Annotated in this window: 23 protein-coding genes; 17 read left to right on the top strand and 6 right to left on the bottom strand. The window is 49.1% G+C overall.

What is annotated here, in order from left to right; translation table 11 throughout:
• Positions 1-30: 30 nt before the first annotated feature.
• From ACYCS5_RS08825 to ACYCS5_RS08775, 11 genes are all read left to right on the top strand, one after another.
• Positions 31-1224 (top strand): radical SAM/SPASM domain-containing protein, encoded by a 1194-nt coding sequence (locus tag ACYCS5_RS08825; protein ID WP_069011016.1) that lies wholly within the window; start codon positions 31-33, stop codon positions 1222-1224.
• Positions 1225-1279: 55 nt separating this feature from the next.
• A complete protein-coding gene (locus tag ACYCS5_RS08820) occupies positions 1280-2656 on the top strand; it encodes a peptide ligase PGM1-related protein (protein ID WP_069011017.1) in 1377 nt (458 codons plus the stop codon).
• A gap of 17 nt (positions 2657-2673) precedes the next feature.
• Positions 2674-2919, top strand: coding sequence for an acyl carrier protein (locus ACYCS5_RS08815; RefSeq protein WP_023990061.1), 246 nt, complete (start codon positions 2674-2676; stop codon positions 2917-2919).
• Positions 2920-2956: 37 nt separating this feature from the next.
• On the top strand, positions 2957-4042 hold the full coding sequence (locus tag ACYCS5_RS08810; protein WP_459760943.1) for a hypothetical protein: 1086 nt from the start codon (positions 2957-2959) through the stop codon (positions 4040-4042).
• Between the two features lie 69 nt (positions 4043-4111).
• On the top strand, positions 4112-5104 hold the full coding sequence (locus tag ACYCS5_RS08805) for an ABC transporter ATP-binding protein (RefSeq protein WP_029518330.1): 993 nt from the start codon (positions 4112-4114) through the stop codon (positions 5102-5104).
• A complete protein-coding gene (locus ACYCS5_RS08800) occupies positions 5094-5900 on the top strand; it encodes an ABC transporter permease (RefSeq protein WP_029518331.1) in 807 nt (268 codons plus the stop codon). The genes ACYCS5_RS08805 and ACYCS5_RS08800 overlap by 11 nt, the downstream gene beginning before the upstream one ends.
• 1 nt (position 5901) lies before the next feature.
• The gene (locus ACYCS5_RS08795) at positions 5902-6714 is read left to right on the top strand and encodes an ABC transporter permease (protein ID WP_029518332.1); all 813 of its coding nucleotides are present in this window, start codon (positions 5902-5904) and stop codon (positions 6712-6714) included.
• A 49-nt stretch (positions 6715-6763) separates the two neighbouring features.
• The gene (locus ACYCS5_RS08790) at positions 6764-8296 is read left to right on the top strand and encodes a hypothetical protein (protein WP_029518333.1); all 1533 of its coding nucleotides are present in this window, start codon (positions 6764-6766) and stop codon (positions 8294-8296) included.
• 17 nt (positions 8297-8313) lie between these two features.
• The gene (locus tag ACYCS5_RS08785) at positions 8314-9474 is read left to right on the top strand and encodes a hypothetical protein (RefSeq protein WP_029518334.1); all 1161 of its coding nucleotides are present in this window, start codon (positions 8314-8316) and stop codon (positions 9472-9474) included.
• On the top strand, positions 9471-10559 hold the full coding sequence (locus ACYCS5_RS08780; protein WP_029518335.1) for a Gfo/Idh/MocA family protein: 1089 nt from the start codon (positions 9471-9473) through the stop codon (positions 10557-10559). The genes ACYCS5_RS08785 and ACYCS5_RS08780 overlap by 4 nt, the downstream gene beginning before the upstream one ends.
• 83 nt (positions 10560-10642) lie before the next feature.
• Positions 10643-12055: a type III PLP-dependent enzyme domain-containing protein gene (locus tag ACYCS5_RS08775; RefSeq protein WP_459760942.1), complete on the top strand. Its 1413-nt coding sequence runs from the start codon at positions 10643-10645 to the stop codon at positions 12053-12055.
• A gap of 214 nt (positions 12056-12269) precedes the next feature.
• Here the strand turns inward: ACYCS5_RS08775 and ACYCS5_RS08770 are convergent, their stop codons facing one another.
• From ACYCS5_RS08770 to efeO, 3 genes are read right to left on the bottom strand one after another with little or no spacing between them, the layout of a single operon-like run.
• Complete coding sequence (locus tag ACYCS5_RS08770) at positions 12270-14099, bottom strand: FTR1 family iron permease (protein WP_342425177.1); 1830 nt, start codon at positions 14097-14099, stop codon at positions 12270-12272.
• 24 nt (positions 14100-14123) lie between these two features.
• Entirely contained in the window at positions 14124-15488 is a 1365-nt protein-coding gene (efeB, locus tag ACYCS5_RS08765; RefSeq protein WP_209949748.1) for an iron uptake transporter deferrochelatase/peroxidase subunit, read from the bottom strand.
• A 4-nt stretch (positions 15489-15492) separates the two neighbouring features.
• Positions 15493-16371: an iron uptake system protein EfeO gene (gene efeO / locus ACYCS5_RS08760; protein ID WP_459760941.1), complete on the bottom strand. Its 879-nt coding sequence runs from the start codon at positions 16369-16371 to the stop codon at positions 15493-15495.
• A 304-nt stretch (positions 16372-16675) separates the two neighbouring features.
• On the opposite strand from efeO, the gene ACYCS5_RS08755 reads away from it, so the two are divergent.
• The 5 genes from ACYCS5_RS08755 (at position 16676) to ACYCS5_RS08735 (ending at position 19250) form a co-directional block, all read left to right on the top strand.
• Complete coding sequence (locus tag ACYCS5_RS08755) at positions 16676-16903, top strand: helix-turn-helix domain-containing protein (RefSeq protein WP_007431813.1); 228 nt, start codon at positions 16676-16678, stop codon at positions 16901-16903.
• Positions 16904-17332: 429 nt separating this feature from the next.
• Positions 17333-17815 carry a hypothetical protein gene (locus ACYCS5_RS08750; protein WP_069011022.1) on the top strand — a complete coding sequence of 161 codons (483 nt, stop codon included), beginning with the start codon at positions 17333-17335 and terminating at the stop codon, positions 17813-17815.
• Between the two features lie 141 nt (positions 17816-17956).
• Complete coding sequence (locus tag ACYCS5_RS08745) at positions 17957-18448, top strand: hypothetical protein (RefSeq protein WP_013311697.1); 492 nt, start codon at positions 17957-17959, stop codon at positions 18446-18448.
• 87 nt (positions 18449-18535) lie between these two features.
• Positions 18536-18799 carry a hypothetical protein gene (locus ACYCS5_RS08740; RefSeq protein ID WP_029518340.1) on the top strand — a complete coding sequence of 88 codons (264 nt, stop codon included), beginning with the start codon at positions 18536-18538 and terminating at the stop codon, positions 18797-18799.
• Between the two features lie 64 nt (positions 18800-18863).
• Positions 18864-19250, top strand: a complete 387-nt coding sequence (locus ACYCS5_RS08735) for a hypothetical protein (protein WP_176715708.1) — start codon at positions 18864-18866, stop codon at positions 19248-19250.
• Between the two features lie 73 nt (positions 19251-19323).
• On the opposite strand, the gene ACYCS5_RS08730 is transcribed toward ACYCS5_RS08735, so the two are convergent.
• The 3 genes from ACYCS5_RS08730 to ACYCS5_RS08720 all read right to left on the bottom strand — a co-directional run bounded on the left by ACYCS5_RS08730 (position 19324) and on the right by ACYCS5_RS08720 (position 23073).
• Positions 19324-20679, bottom strand: a complete 1356-nt coding sequence (locus ACYCS5_RS08730) for a dipeptidase (RefSeq protein ID WP_165148694.1) — start codon at positions 20677-20679, stop codon at positions 19324-19326.
• A 190-nt stretch (positions 20680-20869) separates the two neighbouring features.
• Positions 20870-21046: a YjfB family protein gene (locus tag ACYCS5_RS08725; RefSeq protein ID WP_165148697.1), complete on the bottom strand. Its 177-nt coding sequence runs from the start codon at positions 21044-21046 to the stop codon at positions 20870-20872.
• A 56-nt stretch (positions 21047-21102) separates the two neighbouring features.
• Positions 21103-23073 (bottom strand): methyl-accepting chemotaxis protein, encoded by a 1971-nt coding sequence (locus tag ACYCS5_RS08720; protein ID WP_069011024.1) that lies wholly within the window; start codon positions 23071-23073, stop codon positions 21103-21105.
• Between the two features lie 164 nt (positions 23074-23237).
• Here ACYCS5_RS08720 and ACYCS5_RS08715 point away from each other — a divergent pair, with 164 nt between their 5' ends.
• The gene (locus tag ACYCS5_RS08715; protein ID WP_069011025.1) at positions 23238-23654 is read left to right on the top strand and encodes a hypothetical protein; all 417 of its coding nucleotides are present in this window, start codon (positions 23238-23240) and stop codon (positions 23652-23654) included.
• Positions 23655-23812 lie beyond the last annotated feature (158 nt).

The following is a 23812-nucleotide window of genomic DNA, read 5'->3' as shown; positions in this document are numbered from 1 at the left end:
GCCTGAAAATCCATTAAACGAGGTGTTAGCATGCAGCCCAAAAGCAATGTGCTGATTGATGAGAAAGCGTTCAAGCTCATCAAGCGTAACCTGAAAAACGCTTCTGTATCTTACCGTAACGCCACACAGGACCCTGCTTTCAAAACGGACATGCCCCAGACGATCGGCATTAAGCTGACTAACCGCTGCAACCTGAGATGTACGCACTGCTTTGAATGGAACGAGGAAGGCTACCATCACCAAATGGATAAAGAAGAACAAAACATGGATCTTGCTCCAGACATGCTCCGGCAAATTTTGAGCGAAACCAAGGAAGCCAAGTCCAGACTGTACATGTGGGGCGGCGAACCAATGTTTCATCGGCGTTTTGATGAAATTTTGGACGTGCTGGCGGAAGATCGGCGCGAAATGACCTTTTGTACAAATGGATTACTTATTGATAAATATTTGGACCGGATTTTGGATTTGTCCGAAAATCTGGAGTTATTAATAGCGATTGAAGGTTTTGAAAGAGAACACGACCTAATTCGCGGTAAAGGCACCTTTCAAAAAACAATGCGGCAGATGGATAAGCTGATTGAACTGCGCGACCAGGGATTGTACAAGGGACGGGTAACTGTCCATGCGGTCATTAACGATAACATGATCGGACGGATGTACGAATTTCTGCAAATGCTGGAGGACAAAAGGCTGGATCTGGTGCTGCTGACGTTCCCCTGGTACATTTCCAAAGAGACCTCCCTCAAAATGGATGAATATTTTACACGTAATTTTTCTTGGCTCCGACAACTCGAAGAAAAAAATATTAGTAGCTGGCATGCTTTCAAATATAAAATCAACCCGGATAACATCGATCCTCTGATGCAGGAACTACAGCGGATCAATGAGCGAGTATGGAACATTCGCGTGCGCTATCAGCCCGGTTTGGATTATGAGGAAATTGATAAATTTATACATGGTGAGGAAATGGTCAGCCGTTGTTCCAATCATTGTTTGGCGCTCACCTCCAGAACAGATATTTTACCAGACGGGAAGGTCATGCCTTGCAAATTTTTCAGTGAGTTCACGATTGGAAGCATGCGTGAGCACAGTCTGAAGGAGATATGGAACTCGGAAGCGTATGAGAAAACCCGTCAAAAGATTAATCATGAAGGATTGACTCCGGTGTGCTCCAAATGCAGCGTATTGTATCTGCACGGGGCAGGCTCTCTGAAATACATTTAGCTTTCTATGAATGTTGTTTGTTACTGGATGGAAGAGAGAGGGATGATGATAAGTCGTGACGACTAAAACAATTAACCTTGTGGAAGCGCTTGCGGATGAACGGGACCATGGAGTCCTGATTTGGCTGTTTAATATCGGTGCAGAGCAAGTATGGCATCCATCCCCCCGCAAGGGGGGCATGGTAGACCGGGATGAACAGCAGGTCGTAAACCGGATGGAGGAAATGAACCTTCTGCTATGTCGAAGTCAGGATGTCATTGTACTTCGGGAATATCCGGATGAGGCGTTTCTGGACATGCTTCAACGGTTGGGCTTTAGCCTGCCGCGTATTGAGGTGCCAGAGCCTTCTGATCCGCTAACGCCGATTTCAGAGCTGGTGCTGGCGGATGAGGCGCTTTTGGCACGACTGCGTACGGTTGCAGATGCAGGCCACAGCAGCAGTGGAGCCAAAGCGTGGCTCGTCCCCTATGCGGTCACACCGCAGGAGGAAGCGATTGCGGAGCTTTGCGGGCTGGAGTTGATCGGCGCTCCATCCGCGGTCAGTGCTCAGGTGAATGATAAAATATTCAGCCGCCTGACCGCGCAAAAGCTTGGTTTTGCTGTCAGCGAAGGCGCTGTATGTACAGACGAATCGGCGATCCGCAGGGAGTGTGCCAGACTGGCTGACTTATCGGATGGACCTGTGAAGCTGATTATCAAGCAGCCGCACGGTGCCTCGGGACAAGGCATGTATATGCTGGACGAGCTGTCCAAGCTGGACACGCTGCTGAGTGTGATGAGGCGTTTTGGCGGCTCGTCGCCATCATCCGGCGGCTGGCTGGTGGAGCGCTGGCACAATAAGCAGATGGATCTGAACTACCAGCTCTGTATTGACGAGGGCGGTGGTGTGACGATGTTTTCGCTAAAAAGGCAAAACGTGGATGGCACCGTGTATATCGGATCTCAAGTGCCGGCTGAGATTGGCGATGCGCTGGAGGAAGAAGTGAGACGCTGCGCCTATCAGCTGGGTACGTATCTCTATTCCATTGGATACACAGGAATGGCCTCTATTGACGGTTTTGTTGACGAAGAAGGTTTGCTGGTTCCAGTCATTGAGATTAACGGTAGGTTTACGTTGTCTACCTATATTTCGTTTTTGTCATCCGTCCTGGGAGAGCAGCACAAAACATTATCCCGTTATTATCGCAACGTTACCGCCACACCTCTCACCTACAGCCGCTTGTGCGGGCTGCTCGCGGAGGAAGGCTTGCTCTATACGCCCGAACGTCCAGAAGGGGTGTTTGTGTATACAGCGGGTACATTGTCTGGTATCCCTGTGAAGCGGGGCTATGTGAACCGGATTTTCACACTTATTTTGGCAGACAGCTGGCAGGAAGCTGATGCGTATGCGCACAAATTGGAAGGTATCATTGCTGGATTAGGATGCTCATAAATGGGAGGGAATCAAGAATGAAAACAGATGTATACCATGTAGTACCCTTGCTGGAAAAGATTTTGAAGCTGGCTCCGGGCGAGCTGGAACAGTTGACTCCGGATCAAGATTTGCGAACCTTGGGGCTGAATTCCTTATCCGCTGTGGAATTAATTGTAGAGTTGGAAAATGAGCTTGATATTACGATGGAGGACGACGATCTAGTGCTGGAGCATCTATCTACACTGCAAGGCATCGAGCGTCTGCTGGGCAAATATGCATAAGGGCGCTGAAAAGACAAGGTTGATGCAGGAATCCGATATGGAGACTCGTCATGATTCCGTTGTGGACTATGGTGCAGAAGAAGTCGCAAACGCTCTTCCAGGGAAACATTGTGTATATTCTTCCCTGCGTACCTCATTGCGGAGGTACGGGGTGACCATGGCCGAATCCGAGCTATTCATGCTGTGTGGGAGTATGTGCGCAGAGTATGGTGGAGATTTGAAGCGCTTCGGGCCTGAGAAATATCCGGAGCAGCTTCAAGAAATGGCAGCCAGTGGTGGACCTGTTATTCGGGTGGAACCGTGGGTCGCTGGTGTCAGTGATGAAACCGACTTGTTGCGGGTACTTACATCGGGCTACGGTACCATGCTGCATACGTCAAGCACCGCTTTAACCTATCACGATGTATATGTGAAAAATTACCCAAGGGGCCACGTGATAGAGTTGTGCGGATTGGACTTGCAAGAACGGACAGCACAGGTGAATGATAGCTTCCTGCTCGATTCCTCGGGACATGCCATGACTTATGTGGGCTCAGCCCGGCTCGACGATCTGATGCAGGGCATTATTGAGTATGCATGGCTGGTGGAGCAGCCTGCCCCGCTTTCGCCAAGTGAGATGCATGCTGCGTGTGCTCATCATATTCGACAGTATTTGACTGGACACGAAGCCATCTGGAGAGGTGTACCTACGTCTAATAAGTCGGTCAGTCAAACGGGGAAAGCTGTAACAGGCAAGCAGGTCAAGCGGGGAGATGAGGGGTACCGGGCATTTGTTGATGACTTCCGTCTGTTGGCAGACATGGAGGATCAGGATTTTCGGACGTACTGTCATGAAATCTATTACAATCTGCGATTGGGCAGTGCTCTTCATTTGACGGATTATACAGCTGATTATTGCCTGCTGCACCAAGCCACGCTGGGGCCACAAACACAGCATGTAATTGAATTGGCACAGGGGCTGTACGCGGATTGGCACAAGCTTAATCTGCATATTTACAAAACAGGGCTTCAACTGCGCAAGCATCGGATGCCTGAGATTACGGAACGAGCTTTGCATTTAATTGAAAGACAGCGGCATATGCTGGAGGAACTGATGATTTTAGCAGAGCAAGCAGCCGAGTAGTCCAAGCATTCGGTCGTATCAGACCGTTCATCCAGGTGTCCTGCACAGAGGAAAGAGGAGGGGGATTAATTGCCGTCCATTACATTAAACCAATTGTCGAAAACATTTACGTACTACAAAAAGGAGCCGGGCGTGCGCAAATCGTTGCAAAACTTGTTCAGGCGTGAGCAGCTGACCAAAGAGGCTGTGCAAAATGTCAGCTTTAGCATTGAGGAGGGGGAAATTGTCGGATTTCTCGGTCCAAACGGGGCAGGCAAAACAACGACGCTCAAAATGCTGTCTGGCATTCTCCATCCCACGGACGGGGAGGCATCGGTACTCGGCTTTACCCCGTGGAAACGACAAAAAGAGTTTAAACGTCAATTTTCCATTGTAATGGGACAGAAAAACCAGCTCTGGTGGGATTTGCCTGCAAGCGAGTCATTCGAGCTGAACAAGCTTATCTATGAAATCGATGAAAACCGTTATAAAGAGGCACTGGATGAACTGGTCACTCTGCTTGGGGTGGAGGAGCAGCTTCATGTGCAGGTTCGGCGGCTGTCTCTCGGCGAGCGTATGAAAATGGAACTGATCGCCGCGCTGCTGCATCGTCCACGGGTCATTTTGCTGGATGAGCCGACCATCGGACTGGACCTTGTTTCTCAGCGGCGAATTCGAGAGTTTTTCAAAGCCTATAACCGCACGCACCGGACGACCATCCTGCTGACAAGCCACTATATGAAGGATATTGAGGATTTGTGCAGTAGATCCATCATTATCAGCGGGGGCAGATTGGTCTATGACGGAGACTTACACAAGGTGAACGAGGTCATCGGTGCCCGTAAATTGCTCAAGGTTCGACTGGAGACCCCTGTATCCAACCTAACGTTGGCGAGCCTCGGCAAACTTCGCTCCAACTCGGAGCTGGAGGCGGTATTCGAGCTGGATGCAGAAGATACCTTGGCTTGGTCCAAAAAGATTTTGGACGCACTGCCTGTCGTTGATTTTACGATTGAGGACGTCCCGCTGGAAGAGGGGATAGCCAATTTGTACGATGGGGGCAGGCTGGCCGATGCGAAATAACAAATATGTGAAGGTACTCCAGCTCGGCATGCAAAACGAAATGGAGTATCGGGCTAATTATTGGCTCCAAATGGCGGGATTTATGCTGCCCATCATGACGCAAATTTTTCTCTGGCTAGCTGTATTTGGTTCTTCGGGACAAGCAAGAGTGCTGGGTTATTCTCTGCCAGAAATGCTAGTGTATGTGGTCATGGCGGGAGTCACTGGAAAACTGATTGCTACGGGCTTTGAATACGAAATTGCTACAGATATCAAGGAAGGTGGACTGGCAAAATTCATGGTACAGCCTGTGCATTATTTCGCTTACCGTTTTTGCCGGTTTATCGGAGGCAAAGTCATACAGTCCGCGGTCGTGCTGCTGGCGGCTGCTATTTTGCTGTTATGTCTTAGCCTGGAAGGACAAATCAGCTTCGGGCTATCGTACATCTTGCTTTACATATTGGCGTTGCCGGGAGCGCTTGTGCTTAATTTTGTGGTCTATTATGCGTTGAGCGGCATAGCCTTTTGGGTGACGGAATCGGCGGGACTATTTTATACGCTGTCGCTTGTCATTTACGTAGCTAGCGGTACCGTGTTTCCGCTGACGATTTTTGGAGATGTTTTGGCCCGTCTGTTCAGTCTGCTACCGTTCAGCTACACCGTATTTTTTCCGGTGAATGCGTTGACGGGCAAGCTGACTGTACTGGAAGCCGCTAAAGGCATTGGCGTACAATGGCTCTGGATTGTAGCGCTGGCGGCCCTATCACGCTGGGTGTGGCAAGCCGGGGTCAAACGCTTTGTCTCGGTGGGGGGGTAACATGAAAAATGTTTTCCGAAACGTTAGGCGCTACATCAGACTGTACTGGAAGTTTGTCCAGTTTTCCGTCATGTCGCAGATGGAATACCGCATTAATTTTATAACTGCATTTCTGGTTGAAACGGCTTATTTACTCATCAAGCTGCTGTACGCATCGGTACCATACCGCGCCGGGACGGACATTAACGGCTGGTCTCCTGACGCCATATTGTTATATATCGGCGTGTTTACGATGATGAGCGGATTTTATAGTGGATTGTTCTACAGTAATTTTACAAGCCTGCCTGACAAAATTCGTACCGGCTCACTGGATGTGCTCATGACCAAACCCGTATCGCTGCAATTTATGGTGACACTGCGTCAATTTGAACTGGGCTATACCGTGCCAAATGTAATTGGCGGCGGAATTATGACGGGGATCGGCTGGTATCGACTCGGATTGCCGTTTAATTTTGAAACCGCAGGAGGGTTCTCTGTGCTGCTCGGATGCGGAGTGCTTACGGCATACTCCGTATTTTTGCTCCCCCAACTGCTGGCCTTCTGGATTATCCGCACGAACGGCGTTACGGAGCTGTCCAACAGCATTTTCGAGACAAACTATGTGCCGATGGCCGTGTACAGTAATCTGATTCAGCGTATCGGTTTGTTCGTGCTTCCGGTGTTTGTCATTTGTAATTTTCCGCCCATGTTCATTCTCGGCAAAATGGAACCCGGGTTGGTGGTATGGGCATTTCTCGCACCTCTCTGGCTGCTGGCGATCATCCGCCTGATATGGCAGTTTGCTCTACGTGATTATACGAGCGCGAGTCAGTAGCGCTACCGTGTAGTGGGCCAATAATGAAGCAGGAAAGGAAGCGAATCATATGAATGCGATACCGAATCAGCGTCATTTGTATATGGGAACATTCGAAGCGGAGGCTTACTGGCGGGATGCCCAGTTAGCTTCCCTGCCAGCCCTGCCTGACCGGGCTTCTTCAGCGATTGTAGCAGCCATGGATGAACTGCTGTTCAGCTTTTGCCAGCCGGGAGATGCGTTATTGACCCGTTATGCCATTTCGCCCGTACATCGTCAGTATATCGCGCAGTTGGGCTTTCATCCGGCTGTCAACGAACGGGATTTGACCGATGGCATGGAGCGTGCAGGCAATGTATCGACCGCTTCCGTATTTGAACTGCTGGGTAGTCGCAAGGCCGATGCCGGAGAGGGATTTCCTCAACTGGAAGGCTGTGTGCTTAGCCCGTTTGCGGGTTTACCGCATGTGGAGGAGGCTGCACGTGCTTGGGGAATAACACTACATCAGCCACCGCTGGAAACGATTCGCAAGGTAAATGCCAAAACGTATTCCTCTGATCTGAAACGCAGCCTTGGTCTGCGCAACCCGGGTTATATTGTGACTTCGTTTGCAGATGTCGCTGAGGCGGGGCGTAAGCTGCTGCGGGATGGAAGCTTTTTAATCAAGGATGATTTTGGCGTATCGGGCAAAGGAAACCTGCACATTACCTCGACACAAATGCTGGACCGGATCGTGTCGTATTTACGTGGACAGGAGCGCAAAGGCAAACAGGTGCTTTTCCTTTTGGAGCCTTTCCAGGAGAAAGAGCAGGATTTTTCATGCCAATTTACGATTGGTGATAATGGAAGTGTCGATATCATATCTGTACAATGGCTGGCTAACACACAATTCTCCTATCGGGAATCCTTGTCGCCGGACGGGGCTTTTTTGGAGCGGCTGGAGCGCGAGGGTTATTTTAGCTTAATGCAGGACGTGGGGCGGCAATTGTATCAGGATGGTTATTACGGCGATGTTTGCATTGATTCCATGACACTTCGTGGTGGGAAGCTGGAGCCTATTATCGAAATTAATGCCAGAAAGTCGATGAGCTTAATCAAGCATCAGCTTGATACTTTTCTGGCCGGAAAAAATATGCGTGGCACGCTGACGAATTATTCACTGTCCCATGATGGCAGTCTATCCTATGAAGAACTGCTGGAGGGGCTGAAAGGTGAAGGATTGCTGTTCACAGGTGAACGTGAAGAAGGTGTCATGCCTCTGGGTGCCAATACGTTATATGTGAACACAGGTGGACGAGATGGCGAGAACAAGATTGTGGGCCATACAAGCACGCCAAGCAGAAATGCAACCGGGCGCGGAGGCAGATCGCCTGCCAAGCAGGTTCGTGTGAGCGGAATTGGGGCCAGCGGTGGCGGATCAGAAGGGAATGGCACGGCTAAGCCGGACTTGAATGGTGAAAAAGAAACCGCTGGAAGCGAACGGGCACGAGGCAAGGGGCGCCTTTATTTGGAACTGGTTGCCGCGAGCGATGAGGAAAAAATGCGATTGACTACAAAGCTGGAGCGTTTTTTGGCAGAGCATCATTTTACAGTGCTGAATTAAACGGGAGGCGTATGAGCATGCGTAGGAGTACCGATAAGCTTATGAAGGTAACGATTTTATGTTCCGGTTTCGGATTGGGCTTTTATACCCCTGGCTTGTTGTTGCAAGCGGGTCTTCGCAGGCTGGGCATGGATACGGCGATTCATGTATTTGAAAATGTACTGCCGGAATCGGCTCGTCTTAAGGTCGACAAAAGCCGCAAAGCTTACCATGACAATTTTGCGGTGGCCTTAATGTCGCAGAAGGTTCCGCAGGATATGCGTAATTCACTGGATCTCGCTGCGATGGAAGTGCTGTTGAACCAATGGATGGAGGAGGATCGGCGGTATTTTATATGCTTATCCGGTCATTGGATGTATGTGTTGGAAGAGTATCGCAAGCGCAGAGAACCTGAATCGGTGCATGTGGACATCGTGTACATGGATTCGACGCCTTCCCCATCTTGGAAGAATCTAGCCAAGCATAATCCGCATTTTGCAGATGGCTGTGGAGAAACGACCTTTTTTGAAAATGATAACAATAGAGTCAGCTACTATATTGATATTCCGGCTGTGGAGTATGTTCCGTTTGAAGAACGGCAATCCCGCTTATTCGTACATGGCGGCGGTTGGGGGATGGGCACCTACCGTGACAAGGTTGGACGGTTAGAAGAAGCGGGCTGGGAGCTGGATCTGCTGTTGTATGATCAGGATCAACCGGATGAACAGCGGGACAGTATACGCTATTTTCAGATGGATCCGCAGTGGAGGACATGGCAGCGAAATGAAGCCGGGGAGCATACATTTCCACCTTTCGGAGAGGTGAAAAAGGGCGAGAAGACCGTGTATCAGGTCGGACCGGATTACCATAGCATGCTGGACCAAGCCTGTCATGTCCAGGCCATTGTCAGCAAGCCAGGAGGTGGCAGCCTAACCGATTCGTTCGCTACAGCCACTCCACTCATCATGCTGGAGCCATTTGGTGTGCATGAAAAGCATAATGCAGATCTATGGGAACGGCTGGGACTTGGTATGCGGTACGATACGTGGATACAAACCTATGACGGCAGTGCTCAGATACTGGAGGATATGCATCGCAGGATCGTAGAGCTGCGCAGTCGAACGCCGCGTTATATAGAGTCCTATGTGAATAGCATCCAAATGTTAGCAGGCTCACCGGGAATGGAGCAGGGGTCATGAACGCTGCGGCGGCTGCGCAAGAGCCTGCGATGCGAGATATTCGCTTTGGGATCATTGGCTGTTCTGCCATTGCTCCCCGTGCGTTGCTGGAACCGATCCGACATGTTGCAGGGGCACGCGTGACCGCGCTTGCGAACCGCACGGTTGCCAAGGCAGGAGAAATGGCAGATCGTTTTGGCGTCAGTGTCGTTTATCGGCATGCTGAGGATATGCTAAAGGACCCGGAGATCGACGCTGTATATATTGCACTCAGCAACGACTTGCATGCCGAGTGGATTGGCAAAGCACTACGGGCCCATAAGCATGTGCTGGTGGAAAAGCCGTTATGCCTGAATACGGCTGATCTGGCACCCTTGGCAGCTATAGTCGAGCAGAGTAACGTTCACCTGCTGGAGGGTGTCATGGTGCAGCACCATCCGTGGCAGCGTGAGCTGCGGAGGATCGTAGAATCGGGGCGTTATGGTCGTTTATGCTCCATAGAGACGAGTTTATGTATTCCGGCAAAAGAAGGGCATGCGGACAATTACAGATCCCGTCCGGAGCAGGGTGGGGGATGTTTTTGGGATTTAGGCGTGTACTGGCTCCAATTGCTCCAGGCCGTCGTTGGATTAGATCAGGCGGAATTCCACAGTCAATCGGATTTCAATGGTCCTCATGGCTGTGACTGGACATTTCGTGCGCAAGCCCGTTATCCGAGTGGATTGGAGGCATCTGCCCTCTTTTCATTCGAGCGCCCTTATCGCTGTGCTCATGTACTGACCTTTGATTCGGCAGTAGTCACTTTAAAGGACTGCTTTCGAGCAAATTTAGGCTTTTATAAAATGACACTCAAGACGGAGATCAAAAAGAATATCGCGTCAAATATAGCGGATGCGGACGCACTGCCTGTGTTATCACAGACATCTTCGTATACCAAAACGGTTTTCGAGCCTATGAACTATTATGTCAATCAGTTGAATACCTTTTGCGGTATCATCCGGGGAGAAGCGGAGCCCATACCATTTCGCGAGGCTGCGGAACGCGTCAGACTGCTGGCAGCCATTCATGAAGCAGCACGCTCGGGCGAGACGATCTATGCAGTATGAGCATGATTGTGTTTTCGAGCGGTGGGAAGCGAATGATGCAAAATACGGAGTATCAAGGCAAAGAGAGGAGGGGAATTCAGTAGATGGATAAAAAGGACGAAGCCTTACTGGAACGATTCGGCGAGCATCCGACGCCATTTTACTATTATGACGGGGACGCGCTGCATGCTCATGTCAGCTCGTTGCTGTCCCGATTGCACCCGGCTGTGCGTGTACATTACGCGCTCAAGGCTAATGGTAACGTAGCCTTGGCTGGGTTGCTGCGCTCGTTAGGTTGTGGTGTTGAGATTGCTTCGGCCGGAGAAATGTTCGTCGCTATGGAGGCCGGGTATGCTGCGGAAGACGTGCTGTACGCCGGACCGGGAAAAACAGTAGCCGAGCTGAACGAGGCGATAGCCTATGGAATCGGCTGTATTCATGTCGAATCGGTGAGGGAGCTGCGTCTGCTGGAGGACATTGCGGCCCAAGCGGGCCAGCTTGTCAGGGCAGCGGTTCGCATCAATCCTGATAACGATCTATCTGGAGCAACGATTAAGATGGGCGGCGTTCCGCGCCCCTTTGGAGTAGATGAAGGACAGCTGGATCACTTTTTTAAGGTGCTGGAAGATTGCCCACACGTCCATTTTCAAGGTATTCAAGTATATACAGGTACGCAAATGCTGAAATCGGATCAGATTTTAGCTTCATTTGCGAATACGCTGCAGTTGGCAGAACGGGTACAGGCTCAGTATGGTGTGGCAATGCATACGGTCAATTTGGGCGGCGGGTTTGGTGTACCTTACTTTGCTCATGAGCAACCTCTCGATATGGATCACGTCATTGACGGACTGAACGCACTCGCGGAACAGACCCGAATCCGCATGCCCGGGGTTAAGCTAATCATCGAAAGCGGCAGGTATCTGGTTGCTCAATCGGGCATGTATGTCTGCCGAGCATTGTATACAAAGGAATCCAAGGGAGAGAAGTTTGTCGTGGCTGATGGTGGCATGAATCACTACGCCGCAGCTACTTTTCGAGGACGCCGCATTAGGGACAACTACCCGGTACGAATTATGCGCAGGCAAGTGGGAGAATCGAAAGAACCCAAAGAACGAGAGTTGGAAGCAACCCTACGGATGGGGCAGAGAGACGTTTCTGCTCAAACGGCTGTTGCTGTCGAACAATCATTAGAAGAGGTTGCAAACCGAACAGGAGGGCCTTTGGAAGAAGCATCCATGGAGCTGGAGACGGTAAGCATTGTCGGTCCACTTTGTACGCCCGAGGATTGTATTGTGAAAAAAGCGCAGCTTCCTCCGATTTACGAGGGCGATTATATTGCTTTTCCGAATGCAGGAGCCTATGGATTAAGCTATAGTCCACTACAATTTCTGGGACATGCTACCCCGGCGGAGCTGCTCGATTTTCGTGGGGAGGTACATGTCATTCGTGAACACGGTGACCGCACGGACCTGCTGCGTCATCAGCGCATGATTCCGTTGCCTGAGGATGTGGTATAAGTGAGCATTTTGCATAAATCCCAAGAGCGTTTTTAAATCAGCAATATATAGATCGAAACGCTTTAGTTCGTCTATATATTGTACTTACGAGCGTTGGGAATCGAATGATGCAAAATGCTGAAGTATATAAAAAAAACGCCAAACTCATGGGAACCGATACAAATCGGACCTGTGATTTGGCGTTTTTTTACATGATGAGTAGGGTAGTATCGACTTAATGTTGCTTGGAGCTGCGCATTTCCTGACGCACAAGCTGCCATACCATAAAGATCAGTACAGCGATTTGTGGGACAAATGTTTCCCAAGTTGGATACATTCCCAGCCAGCTAATGGACGGAAGCGAGGAGGCAGTGTGCCCCGAAAGCTTGCCAGCCACCTGAAGCGAATGAATACTTTCGCCCAGAAATCGGAATACGAGATAGTAAATCAGTGCAGTGGCAGTCAGGAAAAAGGCGCGAATCGGCAACCGTACACTAAATTTAATGATCGCAAACGCCAGAATGACCAGAATAAACATCGCCGAGCTAATGCCGATCAGCAATTGCGAGGTTTCGATGGCTGGAGCCATACCGACATAAAAGATAGCTGTCTCGGCTCCTTCACGCAGAATTGCGAGCGCAGAAACCGCAAATAGCGACCACAGGCTTCCCCGTGCCAATGCGTTGCCCACGCTGTTTTCCACAAAGCGGTTCCATGCGGCAGCATTGGATTTGCTATGTAGCCAGCTACCAACGGTCAGCATCAGCACGACTGCTACCAGTCCGGTGACACCTTCCAGCAGCTCACGCATGCTGCCCGATGCGGCTGCTGCCACCAGTGTGGTGAACAGCACTGCCAGAATTCCGCTCAGCACCAGCCCCGTTCCAGCTCCTGCCCATATCCACCGTCCAGCCACGGCTTCGCCACTTTTTTTGGCATACGCCAGCAGAGCTGCGAGCACGAGGATGGCCTCCAGACCCTCACGCAGCAAAATCAGTGCGGCATCCCACGCAGTGTAAGAACGTTCTTCCGTCAACGGACGGAGCCTGTCCAGCATCTGATCAAGAGTCTGTATGGCTTTGTCTCTATTCGGTGGAGAAGACAGCAGATATCCGGAAGCCTCGGTCATTTCATTTTCAATCGCAGTGTAAGACGTCGGATCGGCAATTTGTACATGTCCTTCGACAGAAGGCCACAGAGCGATAAACTGCACTACCTTGTCAGCCGCTTGCTCTGATTGATTAGCTACAGCATCTTGGCGTGCGGATTTGAGCAAGGTGACTGCATCGCCCAAGGAAGCTGTCGAACCATTCGTCGTTCCGGTAGCCGTATTGCCTGTATTCGTTCCTTGCCCTGTGTTCACAGATTTGCCCTGACTATAATCAGACAACAGAGTCGTTAATTCCTGCATTTCCCTGAGAGCCTGTTCTTGGCGAATGGGCTCAGCTTGCATGGAGATGCGAATGAGACTGATTTTAGTTTCGAGCGAACTGTATACCGGAAAATTGTCCAAACGAATCGGTGTTTCTACCTGATACCAGGCTTTGACGATTCGGTCGTAATCCACCCGGGCGGCAGCCCAATCGCCTTTTTGCATGGCGGCCAGACTGCCCTTCGCCATGGGAAGCAGTTTTTCCGCTGCTTTGGCTCCAGCCGGGGCTGGTTTGTCCCCTTCGGCAGCAGTGACGTACTCATTGACCGAGCGCGCTAGCACGGATAAGGCAGCTTTCGCTGATTCCCCGCCGCCACTGGCGAGTGTCTGCTCCGCATCGGTGAGTGCTTGATCTACAGTCGCGATGTGAGCTGAATCTCCACCATTTGTCTTGGCGGCCTCCCACAGCGTGCGGAATTCTTTCAGATCCTTGGAGGCTTCCGTCCATTGGGCTTGTCCCGCTTCCACCAGCGCTCCGCCCACTACAGGCATCAGCTGATCATTGGTGACAGCTTTGGCATCTGTTTGTGCAAAAGCGACCGACCCGAAGCTGGATAGGAACGGAGCTACGGTCAGCAGCAGAGCAGCCACCAACCCCAACACCCATCCCAAGCTTTTATTACGCCGATTCATATAAATCCCCTTCCTTGCCTGCTGCTAAAATAACGTATCCCCGATGTAGCCGCCTTGCGATACACCTGGGAAGCAGGCGAACACCGCACTGCCTTTGTGTACAATGTATTCGTTCAGCTTGTCATTGCGTGCAAGCTTCTCCTGAATATGAACGAACTGCTTGAATAGATCACGCTGATAGCTGATGAACAGCAGCCCGGCATCCAGCTGTCCAGTTTGCTTGTCCAATCCGCTTGAATACGAATAAGACCTCCGCAAAATGTTAATGCTCCCGTCCCCATGAGCCAAAGCCACATGAGAGGTAGGAGGCGTAACTGGCTTGCCTTCCGGATTTTTGGCCGCCAGATCAAGCTTGTCGAACTCCTTGACCTTACCGAGTGGGGCCCCGCTGCTGCGATGACGTCCAAAAGTATCCTCCTGGTCGCCCAATGTTGAGCGATCCCACACCTCTACCCGCATGCGTACGCGGCGTACAGCCATATAGCTGCCGTCGCCCATCCATGCTGGTCCGTCACTGGTCTGTGTCCACACCAGCCGATTCATCTCGTCTGCCTTGGAGGTGTCCGGGTTCCCCGTACCGTCCTTGAAGCCCAGCAAATTGCGTGGTGTGCTTCCCGCAGGATCAGCTTGTGCAGTCCGCTGAAAGCCTTCCTGCGTCCAGCGAAGCACCGCCGTTCCTCTGGCGATACGCGCCAAATTACGCAGGGCATGGAAAGCGACCTGCAAGTCATTGGCACATACCTGCACTCCGATATCGCCACCGCACCATTGCTCCTCCAGGGCATCCCCTTGAAAACGGGGCAGCTCACGGAACCCGGCAGGTTTAAGCCCTGCCAGGCCATATCGTCCATCAAAAAAGGATGGGCCCACACCAAAGGTGATCGTCGTGCGGGATGGCGACAATCCTGCCGCCTCGCCCGTATCGGACGGAGGGAGGTTGAGGTTTTCATTATCGTTGCCAAGGAGCACGCCAGAAGTCATTGTAGCGCTTGCTTCCGTCCAGGCTTTGAAGAGGCTACGCACCTGTTCCTTGTCGCTGGTTGTTAGATCGAAAGCGGCGAAGCAGATGAAATCCTGTGCCGGAGTCACAATACCTGCCTGATGCTTCCCGTAAAAAGGGATTACATCTTTGGTATCCGCATCCGTCATCATGCTTTCGAGACGTTGACCGGCTGACAGCACGGCTCCCACGCCCCCGCCGCCAAGCAGGAGACCTAGTCCACCTACCCCGGCCAGCTTCAATAGGTCTCGGCGTGATACGGATTTGCTTTTTCCTGACGGATCATCTTTCACTAGCTTCGCATCCTTTTTTACCAGATCGCCCTGTTCATTATGGGATTCCGCATACTGCGGCTTTTCTTGCCCTTTTTGCCGCTTAAAGCCTTTCATATCATTACACTCCTAACAATTTCCCCATTTGGGACAACGGTTCTGCCAAGGCATCGAGGTTTTGGCTCAGCTTTTTAACTTCTTCCGGTTTCAGTTTTGTATACGATACATAGCCTTCTCCGTCCTTGAAAGGAGCCAACTCCTGCTGTAAGGCCGTAAAGCGCTCACCGATTTGTTTTTCCAACGCGGCATCTTTTTGGTTCAGATCTGTTTTCAAAATGTCATATATCTTTTGCGCGCCCTCTACATTGGCTGCAAAGTCGTACAAATCCGTATGGGAGTATCGTTCCTCTTCACCCGTCACCTTCGAGGTAGAAACTTCATTCAACAACTCGACTGCACCCGTTACCATCAGGCTGGCGTCAATATTAACTGTTTCTACTTTGGCGCGCAGCAGCTTGGCATCACTCAGTAGTTGGTCGGAGAACTCGTCCATTCCTTTGGTTGTGTTTTCTTCCCATAATGTTTTTTCAATCCGGTGAAAGCCGCGCCAATCCGCTGCATCCACATCACCGTCACGTGCATCAATATTTGGGTCAAGATCACCCAGCGCTTCTGCAATTGGTTCAATCCGTTCATAGTACATGCGTGCAGGAGCATACAGCGCCTTGGCTTTATCCAGCTCGCCAGCTTTGACCGCGTTCGTGAATTCTTCTGTCTTCTTCACAAACGTATCGCATTGCTCGATGGCATAGGTGCGGTAAGCTGCTACCGCTTGATCAAAATTGGGAGCAGAAGCGGCAGGAGTCGTTGTCTGTGTTGTGGCTCCTGCATCTTTGGTCGTTGCAGCAGGCTGCTGAGTAGCAGTTCCGGTTTGTCCGCAACCTGCGAACAGAATAGAAGAGACCAGCACTCCGGCCGGTACGGCATAACGTAGTTTCATAATCAATGAACACCCTTTCTGGCCAAACTGGCCTTGAACCATAGTCTGTTGCGATATCTATATCAAATTATCATTTTGATAATGATTATCAGTCGCGGTTTTTCTTATCATAAGGCTGGCCCATATGCCTGTCAATACATAAATTAGACGCAGAGTCCAACCCTCCATCGAAGGGAGTTAGTAGGGTGCCTATGCCCATTTTTATCCGCATATTGAACCATACCTAAGCGCATGACATAAAATGTGTTGACTGTATCCCTTAACCTTGTTACACCACACAAAACCCGAGCAAGGAGGGGTGAAATTGACGAAGGGTAACGACCATAAAAACAAGTTTTTGTTAACTCACCGTGAACGTGAAGTATTTGAACTGCTCGTGCAGGACAAAACAACACGTGACATCGCCGGACAGCTATTTATTAGCGAAAAAACGGTCCGAAACCATATTTCCAATGTAATGCAGAAACTGAACGTAAAAGGTCGTTCACAGGCGGTCGTGGAATTAATCAGGCTTGGCGAATTAAAAATCTGACCTCTCGTTCCTTGCGGGGTACAAAGTCTTCTCGATGATCCTTCGACAATGAAGGGTGGTCGGGAAGGCTTTTGTTTTGTGGTATATAAAAAAGTAAAACGATTAAACCGCTGAAATAGGTGGGAAATTGCGTGTAAATGATGTACTATATATAGAAGGAAGAAACTACCATTGGAGATCGTGGTAAACTAGCAGAAGTGATCAAATCAGAAGAATTACCACAAAGTTATACAAGGCTAGAAATGCATTCGGTGATAGTCTAAGAATATAAATCCCTACAAAAACAGTATTCAGCATGACGACAGGATGGAAGATGGATTGAAGAAGAATCACAAGGCAGAAAAAGCTCGTTGCTTCAGGTAGCAGGAAGTAGCTTTTGCCTAGAGCTACCTGTGGTATATTCTTGATCGGAGGTGAATGTTAAGACATATGACACCCAACCAACACTTGATGACTTATACGCTGAACAGCGGTATAAAGGGAACTGTCGACCTAACCAGTAAGCAGGTGCAGGAATGGATCAAAGCATATCGAATTGGCAGCAAGTTTGTAACGGTTGTGGGAAAACAGTATTTTGGTTTAAACCCTGAGTTGGTAGCAGATTTCAAGGTACATAATGAATACTCGGAGCAGAGAGAACACATATTCATAATACAGCCTGTAATGGAACACAAAGCTGTAGAGCTGGACCCACTGGTAGAGGCGTACAGCCAGTATAAAACATTAATTCAGGTAGAATGTAAATGTGGTGCTTCCTATATAGAAGAGTCACCGCATAAAAGAACCAAGTGGTCATGCAAGGAGTGTAATAACATTGTGTTCCTGGATCGTAAAAAGGGCATGGTGGATACGGATAAAGGCAAGGCGTGGTACATGACCAACAAATACTATGTGGAAAGACAAAGCAACTGACAGATTGTCAGTTGCTTTCTAACCATATACTCACAATTGTTGTGTGCCTACCCAAATGATATAAGTCTTTTGGCAAATAATAAAATTGATGTTTTTTGCGCTTTGTAGTACATTATCAAGTGTATTATAAGGAGGCTTCTCATGTACGGACATAGACAAGATGATACTTTATACATCATGACTTACACATTAAATAGTGGTATCAAGGGCACAGTGCCTTTGTCTAATCAACAGATACAGGAATGGCTTGAGTGTTACAGAATCGGTAAGAAATTTGTAACCGAGATTGGCAAAGAGTACTTTGGACTGCATGCGGAACTGGTGGCTGATTTTAAAGTGCATAATCAGTATTCAAGCTATCAGGAGGTTATTATCCCCATTCAACAACCGGATACTGGCCTAAAAGAGTTGTCCCAGGCTTACAAATCAACAGAAACTTTAATTAAAGTAGATTGCAAATGTGGTACATCGTATGTTACAGAATCTCCCTTTAAGCGGACCAAGTGGTACTGCACCAAATGCCGGGAGATTGTTTTTCTCGACAACAAAAAGGGAATGGTGGATACTTCCAGAGGTAAGGCCCATTATATGACCAATAAGTATTTTGTGGAACGGGAAACAACTGGCGTATAAGCCGGTTGTTTTTTTTGTTCGCAAGGTTTGTGTACGTCCTGACTTTTCAAAGCCATTGCGCTATAGTGAAAAAGGGGGCTTATGGAAATGTGGAGTATTTTGCTGAATCACGTTTTGTTGATAGGATTCCTGGCTGTTTTGATTCAACGGATCTATAAGCATCGCTTTCATCAGCAAAATGGTAGCAATTTTCTGCTATGCTTGTGGGGGATCTTGCTTAATCGGTACAATAGCTTGTTTGAACTGACCACGTTATATACGGTGTATACCGTTTTTTTTGCTGTAGGTGCATTGTGGTTTGGAGGTTGCTGGCTTGTGCAGCTATTGGAAAAGGGGAAAGATAAAGCTTGATATAAATGATAGTCAGGTGGTGAACGTCATCCGGGAAGATCATACGAATGGTGCAAGAAACCGCATGAGCACGAACAATGTGTACATACACGAAACGCTTCATTTGGAACAAATCATAAGTGACCTGCGGGTGATGGGCTATGTGGCTTTTCATCATCATCCGCAAATCACAGGTGACCTTGAAGAGCTGGAGGCGTTAAAAAAGCAACTATTGTCGTTTTTCCAACAGCATCATGTATTGTGGATTGAGCTTGACCCGCTAACACAATATGTGGTGGTGAATAACATGGGGAAGGCCACGGTGCTGAAACTCATGGGTCGGAAAATGAACCCGCTACGGGATCTGAGAGCAAACGCTGCTTTGGCTGGACAGCCGCTGCATGAGTTCGATCGGGAGATAGAACGGCTCAATCGGCTGGCTCATCTGTTGCGCTATACCCGTTTTTCTTAAGCGACAGAACTAACGAAAAAAAAGCATTCACGAAGCAAGGATGGTGCCATGCTGTGAATGCTTTTTAGTTTACTTACACCGATTTCAAAAACTCCACAATCGTCAGCAGACCCTTGTCAAAATTGTCCAAGTTGAAATGCTCGTTGGGCGCGTGCAGGTTCTCATCTGGCAAGCCGAAACCCATCAGCACGACTGGGGCAGTCAGCACACGGGAGAAAGTCTCCACGATTGGGATGGAGCCTCCATCCTTGGTAAAGAGGGCACGCACACCGTATACCTTCTCAAAAGCATCGGCCGCCGCTTGCAGAAACGCGTGTGACGGGTCGATGTTAAAGGCGTTCGCTTTTTCGCCCTGTTGAATATCCAGGGTAGCTCCTGCCTGAACATGGGCGCGCAAATGGCGCTCGATTTTGTCCAGAATATCTTGCGGATTCTGGTTAGCCACCAAGCGGCATGTGATTTTAGCGTGAGCTTCTTTCGGAATGACCGTTTTCGTACCTTCCCCTTGGAAGCCGCCGTATACGCCGTTCAGTTCCAGTGTCGGACGAGCCCCCACACGCTCAACGAAGCTGAATCCTTCTTCACCAAAGAGGGAATCAAGTGCAAGATCTTGTTGCAGCTTGCTCTCATTGAAGCCTTGCTTCATGAATTCTTCTCTCATCTCTGCCGATAATGGAGTAACATCGTCGTAGAATCCTTCGACGCTTACACTGCCTTTGTCATTATGCAGGGTTGCCAGCAAGGACACCAGAGCATGCAGGGCATTCGGCACGCCGCCACCGAAAGAACCGGAATGTAGATCTGTGTTCGCCGTGTGAATGGCGACTTCCAGTGAACATAGTCCACGCAAACCTGTGCAAATGGCAGGCTTCCCTTTTTCGATCAAGGAAGTGTCGGACACCAGTACAGCATCGGCAGCCAGGCGTTCAGCTCCAGTTTGCAAAAACTCAAGCAAGTTCGGACTGGACACTTCTTCCTCGCCTTCAATGCAGAATTTAATGTTCAGCGGCAATTTGCCTTCCTGCTTCAAAATGGCCTCAACTGCTTTAATGTGCAGGAAAACCTGTCCTTTATCATCTGTCGCTCCGCGTGCATACAATTTTCCATCACGGATGGATGGCTCAAACGGTGGCGTTTCCCACAGATGAAGCGGGTCTACGGGTTGTACATCGTAGTGTCCATACACGAGAATCGTTGGTTTACCAGGTGCGTGCAAATGATCCGCATATACCAGCGGGTGCCCTTTGGTTGGAATGATTTCCACGTTTTCCAGACCGGCAGCAGTCAGTTTGGCAGCCAGCCAATCAGCTGCTTGGTTAATGTCCTTTTTGTGCTCCGATAATGCTGAGATACTCGGAATGGACAACCACTCCTGTAACTCGCCTAGTTGTTGCTCTCTGGCTTTTTCAAAATATTCAGAATAACTCATAAACTATGTATCCTCCTTTTTCAATGTAAATCGTGTGAATGTTGCGCTATCCTCCGAACCGAGGTTGTGGACGATATGTCTAGTTTACTACGTTTTGTGCTGAACGAAAAATAGGGAGATAAAAAAACGATTCTACCCGGGTCTGTCCAGACCTGAGCAGAATCGCCCCTAACCAAGCATATGGATGTACTTATGCGCGAATGTCCAGTTGACCCCCGAGATGAGGCTGTACGCTTTTTTCCATCATCTGCACTAAAGCCTGTCCTTGTTCACTGGCCTGATCCGTAGCCATACTTAATACCTTCACACTTGCGGCTTGAGCCAAGCTGGCCTGACTCATACCTGTTGATAATGCTGCGATATCCATGTTCCAACCCTCCTTCATTGTGAAGACTCTTTCTCTATATTTATCGGTTGGAACGGTTATTTTGTTTCATCCAATTGGAATTGTGTCAGTAAATCTTGAAGCTGTTCTGCCAGACGGGTCAAATCTGCGGCAGACGAACCGATCTCTTCCATGGAGGCGAGCTGCTCCTCAGCGGCTGCGGACACGGTCTCCGTATGGGATGCCGCTTCTTCAGCGATGCGTGTAATTTCCTCCATGCTGCTGACGACTGTACTTGTTCCATCTGCGACTCCAGCGGTAGAAGCTGCGACGTTATCCAGCTGCTTCGCTGATTTGGCTACCGCTCTACGGATGCGTGAGAAGGAGCGACCGGATAGGTCAATGGAATTGATACCTTCGCTTACGCGTTCCTTGGCGGATTCCATAGCGGTCAGGGCTTCAGATACACCGCTCTGTATCCCTTGAATCTGTTCACGAATTTGTTGTGCGGAATGAGCTGAGTTTTCAGCCAGCTTGCGGACCTCTGTGGCCACGACAGCAAAACCTTTACCATGCTCCCCTGCGCGTGCCGCTTCAATAGAAGCGTTCAATGCGAGCAGATTAGTCTGGCTGGCGATTTCCGTAATGACAGTAACAATCGTTCCAATTCGTCCAGATCGATCATTCAAAGCACCGATAATGGTGTCCAGTTCTTCCACGGTAGTGCGAATGCCATCAATGGAAACGACGCTGTTGCCGATATGCTCACTGCCTGCATCCGACGCCTGAATGGCCTGTGCGGAGTAAGTAGTCATTTCAGCCATAGTTTCGGTCATAGCGGTGATGTCTGTTGCCATGCCGCTAACCCGTGTCTGATTAGCTTTAGCACTGCCCACTTGGCGTTCGCTGCCAGCAGCCACATCTTGAATGGCTATGGTCACATGCTCGATAGCCCGGGTCGTTTGTTCTGCACCTGCTGCAAGCTCTTGCGAGGATGCCGACAAATTGCCAGTCATCGCTTGAATTTCTCTAATCATGTTACGCAGGTTATCTACCATTTGTTGAAAATATCTTGATAATTCACCAATTTCATCTGTACTGGTCGTAGCCACGTTAATCGAAAGATTACCTTGGCTGATGGCATCCATAGAATTACGCAATCTTTGGATAGGCTTAAGTATACTGCTGATTAGCCACATTGCGAGCACGCCAATGATGATGGCTGCAATCACCAACACTACGATCGTCGTGATAAGAATCGGTTGGGCGGAGGCACTGGTTTCTGCTTTGTCCATTGTGCCGGCAATTTTCCAGCCTGTCAGCGCATTGGTTTTGAAAATCAGGTGTTTATCTACGCCATTAAGATCGTAGTTAAAGCTGCCTTCCTTAGAGTCAAACAGTTTGGGTATTGTTTCTCCCATTTTGGTACTTCCGCTGACTTCTGTCGGGTGGGTAACGATACGTTTGGTACCATCTAATATCATAATATAGCCATTTTGTCCGATTTTTAAATTTGTGATTTCTTTCAAATTTTTCAGGTTCAGGGAAAGGCCGAGAACACCGCTGTTGTCGGGAAGTGTACGTGAAATATACACAACGGGGATCTTAGCCGTATTGAGTCCAACAGGGCTGATTACGGTTTGACCGGGTTTCTCCAGGGCCTGTTTGTACCACGGGCGCTCACGAGGATCGTTTGTGGAGCCTACGGCTTTGCCAATAATGAGCTTACCTTCGGGGGTTCCTACAAACATATCAACAGCTTCCGCGTGCATTTTCAAATAAACTTGTAATCTTTTTAGAATGGCATCATCTGCTTCAGCACTGTTATCACTAGCCGTCATCGTTGTAGAGTAATATTCGAGATCCGCGATTTTGGCTTGAATCGTTTGAGTAACTGCACGATCGGATGCAGTAACGCTAGTTGTCGCACTATCAAGTAATTGGCGGTCCGTCTGGTTATATGCTGCTTGATAAGAAAAAGAACTTACAATAATACTAGGAACAAGCATGACCAGAAGGAATGCTGCGGTCAATTTCTTGCGTAGTGTTAATGTTTTCAGTCGTTTCATCTAACCCCTGCTTTCTATCTATATATTCATTTCTAAAGCTTATATCATATGTATTTACTATCGGTTATTTTGAGCTGAATTGATAGATTTATTACTAATTTGTCCAATACGCCAAAGAATTTCTTGCATAACATGGAGTATCTTGCAATTTGGAGGGATAAGGTATGGGTTTTTTTCTGGATATGAGAAGCTCCACCAATTCATCAAAGACAGGTGAAGGTCCCGATATTCAACTGGGTCCTATACCGGAGCGATTCGGTTTGATTACTCTGCGAACCTTTCTTGTGCCAGGTCCGATTGTGACTTTTAGTGGTTCCATTGGTCTAATCGGTGAGCTTGGCGATACGTATGCAGTTGAAATCGTGCGTGGAGCCGACTATGATCCGAGCGAGGTAGTCTACCGCGCCGAGGGGGTACTGGGCGTGACCGGATCTAATGAAACGCAAGCTTTTAATGCACAGGATCTATCCGCTCCATTGGCAATACAAACAGTATATTCTTCTTATATTTCTGGTGTTTCGACCACTGTTCGTAATGGTCCAGAGGTATTCACGGGCATCGCTTCGACTCCGTTTCTGTAAATATATCAGGTGAATATTTCTTTAGTAAATACTCGCTGCCTGTTCGTGGTTCTCCTAGGATAGGCCGCTGCGCAGAAGCTCAACTAGCCACGAGCATAGACAGACAGCTGCTACAGACTCGTGGCTATAATTCTCAACAACACTGAGAGCACAAATGA

The organism is Paenibacillus sp. SEL3, assembly GCF_054602585.1.
This window is presented reverse-complemented; position numbering and strand designations above follow the sequence as displayed.

Bases quoted from the DNA above. Each gene is read 5' to 3' on its own strand.
- ACYCS5_RS08825 (WP_069011016.1), top strand. From the start codon at position 31: ATGCAGCCCAAAAGCAATGTGCTGATTGATGAGAAAGCGTTCAAGCTC.
- ACYCS5_RS08815 (WP_023990061.1), top strand. From the start codon at position 2,674: ATGAAAACAGATGTATACCATGTAGTACCCTTGCTGGAAAAGATTTTG.
- ACYCS5_RS08810 (WP_459760943.1), top strand. From the start codon at position 2,957: ATGGAGACTCGTCATGATTCCGTTGTGGACTATGGTGCAGAAGAAGTC.
- ACYCS5_RS08800 (WP_029518331.1), top strand. From the start codon at position 5,094: ATGCGAAATAACAAATATGTGAAGGTACTCCAGCTCGGCATGCAAAAC.
- ACYCS5_RS08795 (WP_029518332.1), top strand. From the start codon at position 5,902: ATGAAAAATGTTTTCCGAAACGTTAGGCGCTACATCAGACTGTACTGG.
- ACYCS5_RS08790 (WP_029518333.1), top strand. From the start codon at position 6,764: ATGAATGCGATACCGAATCAGCGTCATTTGTATATGGGAACATTCGAA.
- ACYCS5_RS08785 (WP_029518334.1), top strand. From the start codon at position 8,314: ATGCGTAGGAGTACCGATAAGCTTATGAAGGTAACGATTTTATGTTCC.
- ACYCS5_RS08780 (WP_029518335.1), top strand. From the start codon at position 9,471: ATGAACGCTGCGGCGGCTGCGCAAGAGCCTGCGATGCGAGATATTCGC.
- ACYCS5_RS08775 (WP_459760942.1), top strand. From the start codon at position 10,643: ATGGATAAAAAGGACGAAGCCTTACTGGAACGATTCGGCGAGCATCCG.
- ACYCS5_RS08770 (WP_342425177.1), bottom strand. From the start codon at position 14,099: ATGAATCGGCGTAATAAAAGCTTGGGATGGGTGTTGGGGTTGGTGGCT.
- efeB (WP_209949748.1), bottom strand. From the start codon at position 15,488: ATGAAAGGCTTTAAGCGGCAAAAAGGGCAAGAAAAGCCGCAGTATGCG.
- efeO (WP_459760941.1), bottom strand. From the start codon at position 16,371: ATGAAACTACGTTATGCCGTACCGGCCGGAGTGCTGGTCTCTTCTATT.
- ACYCS5_RS08750 (WP_069011022.1), top strand. From the start codon at position 17,333: ATGACACCCAACCAACACTTGATGACTTATACGCTGAACAGCGGTATA.
- ACYCS5_RS08745 (WP_013311697.1), top strand. From the start codon at position 17,957: ATGTACGGACATAGACAAGATGATACTTTATACATCATGACTTACACA.
- ACYCS5_RS08740 (WP_029518340.1), top strand. From the start codon at position 18,536: ATGTGGAGTATTTTGCTGAATCACGTTTTGTTGATAGGATTCCTGGCT.
- ACYCS5_RS08735 (WP_176715708.1), top strand. From the start codon at position 18,864: ATGAGCACGAACAATGTGTACATACACGAAACGCTTCATTTGGAACAA.
- ACYCS5_RS08730 (WP_165148694.1), bottom strand. From the start codon at position 20,679: ATGAGTTATTCTGAATATTTTGAAAAAGCCAGAGAGCAACAACTAGGC.
- ACYCS5_RS08725 (WP_165148697.1), bottom strand. From the start codon at position 21,046: ATGGATATCGCAGCATTATCAACAGGTATGAGTCAGGCCAGCTTGGCT.
- ACYCS5_RS08720 (WP_069011024.1), bottom strand. From the start codon at position 23,073: ATGAAACGACTGAAAACATTAACACTACGCAAGAAATTGACCGCAGCA.
- ACYCS5_RS08715 (WP_069011025.1), top strand. From the start codon at position 23,238: ATGGGTTTTTTTCTGGATATGAGAAGCTCCACCAATTCATCAAAGACA.